This window comes from Lysinibacillus sp. NPDC097868, assembly GCF_044761135.1.
Taxonomy (GTDB): Bacteria; Bacillota; Bacilli; order Bacillales_A; family Planococcaceae; genus Lysinibacillus.
Genome location: NZ_JBIWBS010000001.1, coordinates 2,188,314 through 2,200,870, shown reverse-complemented (window position 1 = coordinate 2,200,870; position 12,557 = coordinate 2,188,314). Strand labels below are relative to the sequence as shown.

The following is a 12,557-nucleotide window of genomic DNA, read 5'->3' as shown; positions in this document are numbered from 1 at the left end:
GGGTATGCTGATTGACCATTTAATAGGTGAGAGAGTTATACTGAGAGATGGAGCTCTGCAAAAGTATTAGAAAAAATCGGTATGATTAAAGAAGGGAAAATAAGACAAGATTTGCTATTAAGAGATGGCTGGCGAGATTCCCTTTTATACAGTATTTTAAAGCATGAATGGTAAATCTTATTGGCATTTCATACTAACGAGCCATGTTAGTTATAGATGATATTTTTGAAATGCCACTGTTGTGATTAGATGCAATGAAGAAAAATACTAAAGGATTGGTTTGAGTATGAGTATGTCCATGAAGGATGAAATTTTAAAGAGATTATTAGCAGCTAGCGGTGAGGCGGTTTCAGGACAAGAGTTGGCAGATTCACTAGGGGTGTCGCGTACTGCAATTTGGAAGCATATGCAGTCGTTACAGGAGGAAGGCTACACCTTTGAAACCGTCAAGAAAAAAGGTTACGTGTTGACAGGTGTGCCGAATAGCTTAAGCCCAACACAATTAGAATTATTTTTAAAAACAGAGCGGTTAGGTCGACAAATTCACTATTTTGATGTCGTGGATTCCACACAAACAATTGCGCATAAGCTAGCACAAGAAGGTGCTCCCGATGGTACGATTGTTATTGGTGAAGAACAAACGGCAGGGCGTGGCCGCATGTCTAGACCATGGGAATCAGCAAAAGGTACAGGTATTTGGATGACTATTATTTTACGACCAGATGTATCACCACAGCAAGCATCTTCATTTACACTTGTCGTTGCCGTTGCAGTTACAATGGCGATTAAAACATTATATAAACATGTAGAACCTGCAATAAAGTGGCCAAATGATTTACTTATTAACGGCAAAAAATGTACAGGAATTTTAACAGAAATGCAGGCAGAGGCAGACCTTGTACAAGCATTACTTGTTGGGATTGGTATCAATGCTAACCAGCAAGAAAAAGATTTTTCTCCTGACATTGCAAATATTGCCACGTCGCTAAGCATAGCTGCAGGAGAGGAAATTAATCGTGCTGCACTTGTCGCAACGATTTTACAATATTTAGAGCAGTTTACTGAGCTATTCGTAAAAGAGGGCTTTTCCAGTATTAAAGAGCTATGGGAACAAATGTCATGCACAATAGGACAGCGTATCGAAGTGACGACTTTACGAGAACGTTTTGAAGGTATTGCAAGTGGCATTACAGATGAAGGTGTGCTACAGCTAACATTAAATGATGGTACAATTCGAACAATTTATTCGGGTGATATTAAAATTTTATAAAAAGAAAGTACTGGGACAATGCTTTGTTCGTAAATTTTGCTATTTAATTTTGGCGAAGAACATTTATCCTTTCTTTTGCACTCAATAAAAATTAAAAGAGAACACTAGCGGCAAGCGCCCGTCGTAGCCGACATCAAGCGGCATAGCAAAAAGTGTTAGATTGATTGTAATCAATCTAACACTTTTTCTACTTGGTCTCAGCATCTTTATTTTTTATTTATTTTAGAGATAAATCTACATCTCCATGTGACAGAGAAACGCTTAGCTGATTTTCTCCTGCAAGGAGCTGAGAAACCTTACTATTTTGCGAACTATCATTCACTGAAATATCTCCGAAGCTTGTATTCAATTCGAAACCTACATCACTTTTTTTATTGTCTAAGTGTAGTGTAGCATCTCCAAAGCTAGAGGTGATCTTGGATTGTCCGTTAAGTGTCCCATTAATATTAATATCCCCATGCTCACTTTCAACAACAAGGCCGTTACTTTTAAATTGCTCGAGTGTTAAATCACCGAAAGACTGAATAATCTCCGTTTTTTCGCCAGCAATATTCTTCAATAGAATATCTCCATAATCCTCATTTAGGCTTAGTTGCTTGTATTGGAATCCTTTAAGCGTTGTATCGCCAAAATTACTGTCAATAACTATGGAATTTAGTTTTGTATCTTTTGGAACAGTAATTTTTATGGAAGGTGATTTGAATGTCCCGATGCCAATCGTCATGCCGTTTTTTCTTTTACTTTTAGTTTCAACTGTCAAAGTACCATCTTTAATGCTATAAGTTACGTCCGTATTTTTCATAACATTTGATTCTAATGTATAGCTATCTGACTGAAGTATTACAACATCTCCGTAGTCATTGTTTATGTGCAGGTCTGTAAATGCTTCAAGTGCATAAAAATTATTTTCAAGCCCATTTTTAGCAGGAACAGTGAAGCCGTTATCCTCTTGTAAGATAAACCATCTTCCTCCAGAAGAAAAACCAATTACGGCAAGTAAAATTCCTAAAGTAATCATACTAAGGGCAATGAGCTTATATCGCGAAATCATCTAAAATCCCCCTTTACGCTTTTTTGTAATTTTACGGAATAAACTTGCCAATACTTCTACACTAACAAGCCCAATTTTCTTAATCAAGCGGGCTACGGCAGGGAAAAGTAGAACGCCCAATCCTGTTACAATTAGTCCTATTCCCATAAAGAGCAATGCTGTTGGCCAGTGCTCTGTTAAAACAAAGAAGCCTGCAATAAGTGCCATAACTCCGCCTAGAAAGATGCTTAGAACTGTTGCAACAATCGCCACAACAACGCTAAAGATGACTGCTCCAACTGATATAATAAGTGCTACCGCAACTGCTAGTAATGGTAAAGAAAGTGGTGCCGACAATATTGCAAGAATAATAAGCCAAATAGCGGTCATATTTTTCTTTGTAGAAGCGGGTGTTGCATCTAAATCTTTTAAAGCAAAGTCAGCCATTATTTGTGAAGCAACAACAGAGGGAGAACCTAGTTGCGAAATGACTTGCTGCTCATTTTCTACGCCTGCTTCATCAAAATACTCTTCATAATAGACAAGCGCAGCATTTAGCTCATGCGCTGGAAGCCGACGTAATTTGCCTCGTAGCTTTTTTAAATAGCTTACTCTATCCATCTAATTTCCCTCCTAAAAGTACACAGTCAACTTTTTGCTTATACATTTGCCACTCTTGTAAAAGCTCTAGCAATCGTATACGCCCTTGCTCGGTTATTTGATAATACCGTCTATTTCTCCCTTGGTAGGGCTGGTCATATGTTGTTAGGTAGTTTGCTTTTTGTAAACGGCGTAAAACCGGATACAGTGTTGATTCGGATATATCCATCACAGATTGTACCTGCTGTGTTAATGAGTAGCCATATGCATCCTCCTTATCAACAATCGCAAGTACACAAGCATCGAGTAATGCGGAGCCTAGCTGAAATGTCATCTTCCCACCTCACATTCAATTACCTATACAAGGTTTTATATTATATGCTGTATAGTATGCTGATAGTATATGACGTATAGTATGTGTTTGTCAATTTTTGTGAAAATAATGTTCGGACGAAATTCCACCCAGAAGTCAATTGCTAGAAAAAAATATTTGAAGATTAATTGGAATCTGTTATAGTAGTGCTGAAGGGCAGTATCCTTTGTGAACGGCACCTTCAAAAGCAATTGACACATTACAACAAATATCTGCCTTGATCTTTATAGACAGGGACGGAAGAAAACGATGCGTTCAAAATTTAACTTGATTAAGTAGAAATAGTCTAACTATAAGAAGTTGAAATGGCTGGTTTCTATTTGTTTAAATGAAGTTAAAACCTCATCGTCATGTCACGGATTTTTAGTTGCTTAGGCACACAAAATCCTTCTGGTATGTTAACAACAATGAGGTAAAACGGTTCTGAACGAACACATGACCTTTCTGTCCATTTTTAGGAATAGAAAGGTCTTTTTGTTTTTTTCCTTAAAAAAGGAGGACTACACAGTGAAGACGACATCAGATTTTTTAAAAATGAAAGCAGCAGGAGAGAAAATCGTTATGTTAACGGCGTACGATTACCCTTCCGCAACATTTGCAGAAGAAGCAGGCGTTGAAATGATTCTAGTAGGCGATTCGCTTGGAATGGTAGTACTTGGTTATCCTTCAACGATGCCAGTAACCGTAGCGGATATGGTTCACCATGCAAAAGCTGTACGACGAGGGGCAAAAAATACGTTTGTTATCGTGGATATGCCATTTGGGTCTTATCAAGGTGATATTAACGACACTTTAAAAACTGCGGTATCCATGATGCAGGAAACTGGGGCAGATGCTCTCAAGCTAGAGGGGGCAGGGGATGTACTGCCGGTTATTAGTAAATTAACATCAGCGGGTATCCCGGTTGTTGCGCACTTAGGCTTGCAACCGCAATTAGCAGGAGTGCTTGGTGGCTATAAGGTACAGGGAAAGACAGCCGAACAGGCAAAACAACTTATTGAGGATGCCAAAAAATGTGAAGCTGCGGGTGCTTGTGCAATAGTGTTAGAATGTATTCCACATCAGCTAACAGAGTTAGTTTCCGCTGCACTAATTATTCCTACGATTGGCATTGGCGCTGGACTTGAGGCAGATGGACAAGTGTTAGTTTTCCATGACATGCTTAGCTATGGATCACATCATGTACCTAAATTTGTGGAACGCTTTGCCGATATGGGAAGTGAAGCAAGTAGTGGTATTGCTAATTTTGTAAATGCCGTGAAGGCGGGTACATTCCCTACATTAAACCACTCCTTCACGATGAAGGATGAGGCATTGGATCAGCTATACGGAGGCGTTAAATAAATGAAAGTCATCACGACAATCGAAGCACTAACTGCAGAAATTCAAGCAGCAAAGCTAGCGCAACAAACAATTGGTTTAGTGCCAACGATGGGTTATTTGCATGAAGGCCATTTAACATTAGCGTCAAAAGCACGTGTAGAAAATGACCTTGTTGTTATGAGTATTTTCGTTAATCCGACGCAATTTGGTCCAAACGAGGACTTTGAAAGTTATCCTCGTGATTTAGAACGAGACACGGCTTTAGCACAATCTGTAGGTGTAGATATAGTCTTTGCACCAAGTGTTGAAGAGATATATCCGCATAATGGTGGTATTCGTATCTATGCAGGCGAGCAGGCAACCATTTTATGTGGGGCAAGCCGACCAGGGCATTTTGATGGCGTATTACAGGTCGTATCTATATTATTTCACTTAACCCAGCCAACCCGTGCGTATTTCGGTCAAAAGGATGCACAGCAAGCGGCTATTATCGCTACGATGGTACGTGATTATCATTTCCCGTTAGAAATGCGTGTCGTGCCTATCGTACGTGAGGAGGATGGCTTAGCAAAATCTTCGCGCAATGTCTATTTGAGTGCTATAGATCGTCGTGAAGCACCGGCTATATATGAGGCTTTACAGCTTGCTAGAGATAGCTTTTTAGCAAATGGTGATGCAACGGGAGCACTGGTAAAAGCAAAGGCGCACATCACTGCACGCACACATGGAAAAATTGATTATATTGAATTATTGGCTTATCCAGACCTATTACCAGTAACAGCTCAAACGGAACAAGTCCTTTTAGCAGCTGCTGTCTATATCGGTCAAACGCGATTAATCGATAATTGTATCTTTAATGTGAAAGAAGGAAAATAACATGTTACGAATGATGATGAATAGCAAAATCCACCGTGCTACTGTAACGGAAGCGGATTTAAATTATGTAGGATCCATCACTATCGATGAAGATATTTTAGATGCAGTTGGTATGCTACCAAACGAAAAAGTGCATATCGTAAATAATAATAATGGTGCTCGCTTTGAAACTTATATTATTGCAGGTGAGCGCGGATCAGGTGTTATTTGTGTAAATGGTGCAGCAGCGCGCCTCGTACAACGCGGAGACATCGTCATCATTATCTCTTATGTTTATGTGGATAATGCAAAGGCAAAAGAACATAAACCGACAGTAGCGATAATGGGAGAGGGAAATTCAATAAAAGAAATGATTGCGTACGAGCCTGAAGCAACTATATTGTAGTGCCAGTCACTCACACAATTCTGAAACAATTTTGAAATCAAGCAGCTCTGCAAGTAGGAAAATTTATTATAACTAACTAAAAATCCACGAAGACTCCAGCGGGAACAGCACTTTGAAAGACGCAACAGGCGGCGCGACAGCAACGGTTGCGGCTTACAAAGTGCTGCGCGGAAAGCGAAGTGGATTTTTACGCTTTAAGAAGCCTATGTTTTGCTAGGTGCCTATGCAAAAGTGTCAGGCACTCAAACAATTTAGAGGATTTTTATGGAAAAACATTAGCGAAAAAGCGTTTTCTTTCATCCAAGATGGTGGAAGGATGACCAGCGCGATGAATTTATGATAAAATTCATCTATCTAATGTGAACTGTGAGTTGAGATGTATGATGGAAAGTCAAAAGTATGCAATTGTTGATTTGGAGACGACAGGTCATTCTCCAGCAAATGGTGACCGTATGATTCAAATTGCCATTGTAATTATGAAGGATTGGGAAATAGAACGCACTTATACGAAATTTATTCATCCAGGTAAATCTATTCCGTCCTTTATTCAAGATTTAACGCATATTACGGACGAGGATGTCAAAGATGCCTTGCCGTTCGAGGCACATGCGGACTACATATATGAATTGATTGCCGATTGTGTTTTTGTCGCGCATAATACCGATTTTGACTTATCCTTTTTACAAGCAGAATTCAAACGAGCTGGTTTACCGAAATGGCGTGGTAAGAAAATGGATACGGTAGAGCTAGCAAAAATTTTATTCCCTATGTCACTTAGTTTTAAGCTAGGTGATTTAGCAGCGGATTTAAATATTGAACTTGAAAATGCACATAGAGCGGACGATGACGCACTTGCAACAGCTGAGCTTTTTAAACGTAGTTGGAATGAGCTTTTAAACCTTCCACAGCTAACGCTTGAACAAATGCATAAACGCTCGTTCCGTTTAAAATCTAATTTATCCCAGCTTTTCTTTGAGGCACTACAAATAAAACGCCATCAAAGTTCGACTGATGAAAATATTACCTACTATCGCAATTTTGCGATTTGTGATGGTCGCCAAAAACAAGTTTTTAAGCCAGAGCTAGCACCCTATCCTCAAACTACAAAAGACAAAGAAGCAATGATGACAAAGGCTATGCCTAACTTCGAGCAACGACCAGCTCAATTTGCGATGATGGATACAATTTGGCAAGCATTAAACATGAAAGAAGAATGTATTATCGAGGCTTCTACAGGCATCGGTAAAACGGTTGGTTATCTTTTGCCTGGTATTTTATATGCACGAGAGCACAATAAAAAGATAGCGATTAGTACGTATACAGCACATTTACAGGAGCAGCTTGTAGAAGAGGAACTACCAAAAATCGAAAGAATTCTTGGCACAAAAGTAAACGTTGCAGTACTTAAAGGCATGCAACATTATATTGACCTCGCACGCTTTGAGCAGTGTATGGCATATGCAGATGAATCATATGACGATACGTTTACAATTTTACAATTGCTTGTATGGCTGACAAAAACCCAAACTGGTGTGTTAAGTGAACTCAATGTTTCTGGTGGAGGACAGCTATTTTTAGAAAAAATCCGCAAAATACCTGATGAAAAATCGACAAAAGGCTTTGATTTCTACGAGCAAGCATTAAAAAATAGTGCAACAGCGGATTGCATCGTGACGAATCACGCGATGGTAATTAGTGATTTAGTTCGCCAAACGCCAATTTTCACACAAATCGATGGTTGGATTATTGACGAAGCCCATCAAGTTATTCAAGCAGCTATGCAACAGGATGAAACGGTCTTTTCATATACCCAATGGAAATATGTTTTTGGCCAAATTGGTACAATGGAAGAAACAGCTCTCTTTCAGCAATTTAGTCAGGCTGCAAAGAAGAAGCAGCGCATTCCGATGCAAAGCTTACAACAACTCGACAAACAATTTATACGCCTACAGCGTGTGTTTGACGAAACAATCCAGCGTGTAGTACAAAAAGTACAACAGCAAATTAAAGGCAAACAGACAAGTAGCAAGTGTACACTGTTTTTAGAGGATATATTACTTGCAAAAGAGTCACTTTTACAAGTAAGCAAACTATTACAGCAATGGCTAGACCTTGCAGTAGAAGCTGGCAAAGCTTTTGAAAATAATATTGAGCAATTAGACAAAAATGAGGTATTTATATTATCCGAGTGGCATTACTGGATTCGTGAAATGAAGCTAAGAATTGCAGAATGGGAGGAAATTTTCCTATTACCACAGGATGATAATTCAGTGTGGTTTGAGTTTGATTTGCGCAGTGTACCAGGTAGTCTCCATGTTTATAAAAAGCCGGTAAATGTCACACCAATCATTGAAAAGGTACTTGCACCACTACGTAACCAAGCAAGTATCGTCTGGACTTCAGGAACATTAACTGTACCAGGCAATGAACGTTTTATTACACGTCAGCTAGGTATTTCAGACAATGTGCAGGTCGTACAGTTACAGGCACCTCCTTCGTACTATGCAGGTGCAAAGGCGTTTATCGTCACGGATATGCCGGATATTCAAAAAGTGACGCAGGCGGAATATATTGAGGCAGTCGCGCACGCCATTACACGTACGGTTCGCATGACGGAAGGCCGCTGCTTTGTCTTATTCACTGCACAAGATATGCTGCGAAAAACAGTCGAGCTAATACAAGATAGTGAACTACTCGATGATTATATGCTCTTTGCACAAGGTGTTACTGGTGGTAGTCGGATGCGTATTCTCAAATCGTTTCAGAAATTTAGCCAGGCAGTTTTATTTGGAACAAATAGCTTTTGGGAAGGAGTAGACGTCCCAGGTGACGCACTTTCTTCCGTAATCGTTGTACGTCTGCCATTTTCTTCTCCAGAGGAGCCAGTGTTCAAGGCACGTGCCAAACACCTCACAATGCAAGGGCGCAACTCATTTACAGAGCTGTCTTTACCTGAAGCGATTATGCGTTTTAAGCAAGGTTTTGGCCGATTAATCCGTTCTTCGCAAGATAAGGGCGCATTTATTGTGTTAGATCGCCGTATTAGCACAAAATCGTATGGAAAAGAATTTATTCATGCATTACCACCGATAGATGTGAGAAAATTACAATTACCAGAGCTTTTAAAGGAATTAAGTAATTGGCAGAAATAATAAAAGTCCCTTTTAGCATTATGCTAGAAGGGATTTTTAATAGTTGGTGCAAAGATGTGGCTTTTTAATTGTCATTAAAGTACCTGTATTAGACCATAAGAGCAAGAATGAGGACGAAATGACTGTTGAACCCCTGATAAGATGATACCTATCACGTATAGGGGGATTAAATATGACGACAATAAAAACATTCAATGCGTTACATGCCACGCAAGATTTATTATTATTAGGGAATGCCTGGGATTTACTATCTGCTTTAACACTAGAAAAAGTAGGATTTAAAGCAATTGGTACAACAAGCTGGGGAATCGCGAATTCGCTCGGATATGCAGATGGTGAGTGTATAGATTTTAATAGACATTTAGCTATAATTAAAGCGATTACGGATAATGTAAATATCCCAGTTTCAGCAGATATTGAGGCAGGTTATGGAAGCGATACGAAAACAATTTTGGATAATGTATTAAGAACAGCCGATATTGGCGTAGCAGGTATCAATATTGAGGATTCACTAAAACAACAAAAAGGACTAAGAAATATTAATGAACATTGCTCCCTATTAGAAGAAATGAGAATGATGTTAGATCAATTTGGCTATAAAGACTTTTTTATTAATGCAAGGACAGATACATATTTTCAAACGGAGCAGCCATTTTTGGAAACAATGACAAGAGCAAAGGCATATGTGGACAGTGGTGCTAGTGGAATTTTTATACCGGGGCTGATAGATCATGAAGAAATAAAAGAAATTACTTCAGCTATAGATGCGCCCATTAATTTAATGAGTTTACCAGGTTTAACGAATTGTCAGACGCTACAAGAATTAGGTGTTAAACGTTTTAGCTTTGGCAATGCATTATCAGATACAATCATTGCCTATTTGACAAAAAATGCGACACAATTAGTCGAGACGAGGGATACGTCATTTTTATATGAAAAATAGCTGTAAAAAGGAGGCATTTAATGGACAGTAACGTAAATCTTTCATTTGATGAAATGTGGGAGAAAATAATCGCCTGTGATCGAACTTATGATGGATTATTTTTTACGGCAGTGAAAACGACAAAAATTTATTGTCGTCCCTCGTGCAGGTCAAGAAAACCGAAAAAAATAAATGTAGCATTTTACGATGATATAACAGAGGTTGAGCAAGCAGGTTTTCGTGCTTGTAAACGGTGTCAACCTGAAGTTGAGCACTCACCACATGCGCAACTGATCAAAGCGGTTACATCATTTTTAATGAAAGAATACAAGCAATCGCTTACGTTGCAGCATATTGCCAATCATGTTGGGATAAGCCCATTCCATCTTGAACGATTATTTAAACAAACAACTGCTGAAACCCCACGAACGTATTTAGAAAAAATAAGAATCGATAAAGCAGCACATTTACTAAAGAGTACGAATTTAACCATTTTAGAAATTTGCTTTGAAACTGGATTTCGCAGTTCTTCTAATTTTTACAAAGTTTTTCGTCGCCAAAAAAAATGCTCTCCTACTGAATATCGAAGCCTTCAATATAAGGAGCTATGAATATGAAACAGTCAGAGGAAAAATGCCACATCGAGCTAAGTACCCCAATGTTATTTAACTATGATGAATGCTTATTATTTTTAGCGAGATCCAATCAAGAGGTACTGCATACGATAAAAGATAAAATTTTATACAAATTACTAAAAATTAATAATGAATTCATCTTATGTAAAATTGGCTATAGCGCACAAAAGATTCAGGTTCACTTTCCACTCAAAACGCCTTCCAAAGCTGCTGTTGAACAAGTGATAGCTTATATAAGGGAATGGTTCGACTTAGATCGAAACTTGGCGCCTTTTTATAAAATGGCACAAAAAGATGATATATTGCAGCAACCTGTAAAAAAATATTATGGATTACGAATAATAGGTATTCCTGATTTATTTGAAGCGCTTGTATGGGCGATTATCGGACAACAAATAAATTTAACATTCGCCTATACACTAAAAAAACGATTTGTTGAACAATTTGGTGAGAGTGTGACTTATGAAGGGGAAAACTATTGGGTATTTCCAACCTGCGAAAAAATCGCGTCTTTAGAGATAGATGATGTAAGAGCATTGCAATTCACTGTTCGAAAAGCTGAATATATCATTGCAATTGCACATGCGATGGCAAGTGGTGAATTAAATAAAGAAAAATTGCTGAAGGAACAAAATAGTACCAACATTAAAAAATTTCTTATGGCAATAAGAGGAGTTGGCGCATGGACTGCGGATTATGTCCTAATGAAATGTTTTCATGATCCAACCTCGTTTCCTATTGCAGATGTAGGACTTCATAATGCCTTGAAAATGCAACTAGCATTAGATCGAAAACCGACAATAGATGAATTAAAAGAGTTGGAAGCACATTGGCAAGGGTGGCAAGCATATGCAACCTTTTATTTATGGAGGTCATTATATGACAAAGTATAAAGTGGATTACAATTCTCCTATCGGTATTATAGAAATTATAGGAAGTGATGAAGCTGTCTGTTCAATTATGTTTTCCGAGCGACAACAAATAATAAATATCCCAAAAGATTCAACACCGAAAATTTTACTTGACTGCCTAAAGCAATTGGATGAATATTTTCAGGGACAACGTTTTACTTTTACTTTTCCATATAGCGTTGAAGGCACCAACTTTCAAAAACGAGTATGGCAAGCATTAACTAATATAGGATACGCTGAAATAGGGACTTATAAAACGATTGCCTTGTCAATTGGCAATGAAAAAGCGATAAGAGCTGTTGGCAATGCAAATGGCAAAAATAAACTTAGCATTGTTATTCCTTGTCATCGTGTTATTGGCTCAAATGGAACTTTAACTGGTTATGCTGGAGGTTTATGGCGGAAAGAATGGTTACTTCAGCATGAAAAGTCATTTCATAAAGGTAATTAACTAGTACTAAATATTAAGCGCTAATAAATGTCCATTTTGGGGATTTATTAGTGCTTTTTGTATGCTCTTTTGCAGTTATGGACTAGCAAAGCGTACCTTTGTATAAAAAAACAGTTATTGCGAAAAATAAGACCGTCATTATGAGTGTTGTAAATAACTTACATGACACATTGACAAATGGCCAGTTTGCCATTAGTCATAGCAGCGCGTTGCTTTTTACAATGGTGAAGGTTTACCTTTGCCAGACATTTGATTTGCTTCGCCACTATAGAAAGAAAGGAGGTACTACGAATGGGTGTAATATATAGGATTGCCTTAGTTCTTGTAATTATAGGTGCAATTAACTGGGGACTAATAGGATTTTTTAGATTTGATTTAGTCGCATATTTATTTGGTGGACAAACAGCCGTGTTGTCTAGGTGGGTATATGCACTTGTCGGAATAGCTGGACTAGTATCAATTCCAATCCTCATGAAGCGATTGGATGAAGAAGCGGATTTCGATACACATACTCGTATTAACAGCAATCCGAGTTATGGTATGGAAGCTGGGGAAGAAGCAGATTTCACAGATGTTCCAAAAACGAACAAAAAAGATACAAATAACAAGAAAAAGTAAGCACTAAAAAA

Annotated in this window: 13 protein-coding genes and 1 pseudogene; 11 read left to right on the top strand and 3 right to left on the bottom strand. The window is 38.3% G+C overall.

The features are described 5' to 3' along the window. Positions 1-54 precede the first annotated feature (54 nt). Together ACIQXJ_RS10875 and ACIQXJ_RS10870 are read left to right on the top strand one after the other, a co-directional pair. A pseudogene (locus ACIQXJ_RS10875) lies at positions 55-174 on the top strand (GNAT family N-acetyltransferase); the annotation flags it as partial. A 112-nt stretch (positions 175-286) separates the two neighbouring features. After that, positions 287-1,270 carry a biotin--[acetyl-CoA-carboxylase] ligase gene (locus ACIQXJ_RS10870; RefSeq protein ID WP_403053255.1) on the top strand — a complete coding sequence of 328 codons (984 nt, stop codon included), beginning with the start codon at positions 287-289 and terminating at the stop codon, positions 1,268-1,270. Between the two features lie 217 nt (positions 1,271-1,487). On the opposite strand, the gene ACIQXJ_RS10865 is transcribed toward ACIQXJ_RS10870, so the two are convergent. The 3 genes from ACIQXJ_RS10865 to ACIQXJ_RS10855 are packed head-to-tail and all read right to left on the bottom strand — an operon-like array spanning position 1,488 to position 3,234. Continuing rightward, positions 1,488-2,321, bottom strand: a complete 834-nt coding sequence (locus ACIQXJ_RS10865) for a DUF4097 family beta strand repeat-containing protein (RefSeq protein WP_403053252.1) — start codon at positions 2,319-2,321, stop codon at positions 1,488-1,490. Further along, positions 2,322-2,921, bottom strand: a complete 600-nt coding sequence (locus tag ACIQXJ_RS10860) for a DUF1700 domain-containing protein (RefSeq protein WP_403053249.1) — start codon at positions 2,919-2,921, stop codon at positions 2,322-2,324. Continuing rightward, positions 2,914-3,234, bottom strand: coding sequence for a PadR family transcriptional regulator (locus ACIQXJ_RS10855; RefSeq protein ID WP_173478483.1), 321 nt, complete (start codon positions 3,232-3,234; stop codon positions 2,914-2,916). The genes ACIQXJ_RS10860 and ACIQXJ_RS10855 overlap by 8 nt, the downstream gene beginning before the upstream one ends. 546 nt (positions 3,235-3,780) lie before the next feature. Between ACIQXJ_RS10855 and panB the strand changes: the two genes are divergently transcribed. From panB to ACIQXJ_RS10810, 9 genes are all read left to right on the top strand, one after another. Beyond that, positions 3,781-4,617: a 3-methyl-2-oxobutanoate hydroxymethyltransferase gene (gene panB, locus ACIQXJ_RS10850; RefSeq protein WP_403053246.1), complete on the top strand. Its 837-nt coding sequence runs from the start codon at positions 3,781-3,783 to the stop codon at positions 4,615-4,617. Beyond that, positions 4,618-5,472 (top strand): pantoate--beta-alanine ligase, encoded by an 855-nt coding sequence (gene panC / locus ACIQXJ_RS10845; protein WP_403053243.1) that lies wholly within the window; start codon positions 4,618-4,620, stop codon positions 5,470-5,472. Position 5,473: 1 nt separating this feature from the next. Next, positions 5,474-5,857 (top strand): aspartate 1-decarboxylase, encoded by a 384-nt coding sequence (gene panD / locus ACIQXJ_RS10840; RefSeq protein ID WP_403053240.1) that lies wholly within the window; start codon positions 5,474-5,476, stop codon positions 5,855-5,857. A 380-nt stretch (positions 5,858-6,237) separates the two neighbouring features. Then, positions 6,238-9,009, top strand: a complete 2,772-nt coding sequence (gene dinG, locus ACIQXJ_RS10835; RefSeq protein WP_403053237.1) for an ATP-dependent DNA helicase DinG — start codon at positions 6,238-6,240, stop codon at positions 9,007-9,009. A 172-nt stretch (positions 9,010-9,181) separates the two neighbouring features. After that, positions 9,182-9,952 (top strand): isocitrate lyase/PEP mutase family protein, encoded by a 771-nt coding sequence (locus ACIQXJ_RS10830; RefSeq protein WP_403053234.1) that lies wholly within the window; start codon positions 9,182-9,184, stop codon positions 9,950-9,952. A gap of 20 nt (positions 9,953-9,972) precedes the next feature. Next, a complete protein-coding gene (locus ACIQXJ_RS10825; RefSeq protein WP_403053231.1) occupies positions 9,973-10,542 on the top strand; it encodes a bifunctional transcriptional activator/DNA repair enzyme AdaA in 570 nt (189 codons plus the stop codon). A 2-nt stretch (positions 10,543-10,544) separates the two neighbouring features. Beyond that, the gene (locus ACIQXJ_RS10820; protein ID WP_403053229.1) at positions 10,545-11,459 is read left to right on the top strand and encodes a DNA-3-methyladenine glycosylase family protein; all 915 of its coding nucleotides are present in this window, start codon (positions 10,545-10,547) and stop codon (positions 11,457-11,459) included. Then, positions 11,446-11,928, top strand: coding sequence for a methylated-DNA--[protein]-cysteine S-methyltransferase (locus ACIQXJ_RS10815; RefSeq protein ID WP_403053226.1), 483 nt, complete (start codon positions 11,446-11,448; stop codon positions 11,926-11,928). Before ACIQXJ_RS10820 ends, ACIQXJ_RS10815 begins: the two co-directional genes overlap by 14 nt. 291 nt (positions 11,929-12,219) lie before the next feature. Then, a complete protein-coding gene (locus ACIQXJ_RS10810; protein ID WP_403053223.1) occupies positions 12,220-12,546 on the top strand; it encodes a DUF378 domain-containing protein in 327 nt (108 codons plus the stop codon). Positions 12,547-12,557: the final 11 nt, after the last annotated feature.

Coding starts and splice junctions, on each gene's coding strand:
- ACIQXJ_RS10870 (WP_403053255.1), top strand. CDS start 287: ATGAGTATGTCCATGAAGGATGAAATTTTAAAGAGATTATTAGCAGCT.
- ACIQXJ_RS10865 (WP_403053252.1), bottom strand. CDS start 2,321: ATGATTTCGCGATATAAGCTCATTGCCCTTAGTATGATTACTTTAGGA.
- ACIQXJ_RS10860 (WP_403053249.1), bottom strand. CDS start 2,921: ATGGATAGAGTAAGCTATTTAAAAAAGCTACGAGGCAAATTACGTCGG.
- ACIQXJ_RS10855 (WP_173478483.1), bottom strand. CDS start 3,234: ATGACATTTCAGCTAGGCTCCGCATTACTCGATGCTTGTGTACTTGCG.
- panC (WP_403053243.1), top strand. CDS start 4,618: ATGAAAGTCATCACGACAATCGAAGCACTAACTGCAGAAATTCAAGCA.
- panD (WP_403053240.1), top strand. CDS start 5,474: ATGTTACGAATGATGATGAATAGCAAAATCCACCGTGCTACTGTAACG.
- dinG (WP_403053237.1), top strand. CDS start 6,238: ATGATGGAAAGTCAAAAGTATGCAATTGTTGATTTGGAGACGACAGGT.
- ACIQXJ_RS10830 (WP_403053234.1), top strand. CDS start 9,182: ATGACGACAATAAAAACATTCAATGCGTTACATGCCACGCAAGATTTA.
- ACIQXJ_RS10825 (WP_403053231.1), top strand. CDS start 9,973: ATGGACAGTAACGTAAATCTTTCATTTGATGAAATGTGGGAGAAAATA.
- ACIQXJ_RS10820 (WP_403053229.1), top strand. CDS start 10,545: ATGAAACAGTCAGAGGAAAAATGCCACATCGAGCTAAGTACCCCAATG.
- ACIQXJ_RS10815 (WP_403053226.1), top strand. CDS start 11,446: ATGACAAAGTATAAAGTGGATTACAATTCTCCTATCGGTATTATAGAA.
- ACIQXJ_RS10810 (WP_403053223.1), top strand. CDS start 12,220: ATGGGTGTAATATATAGGATTGCCTTAGTTCTTGTAATTATAGGTGCA.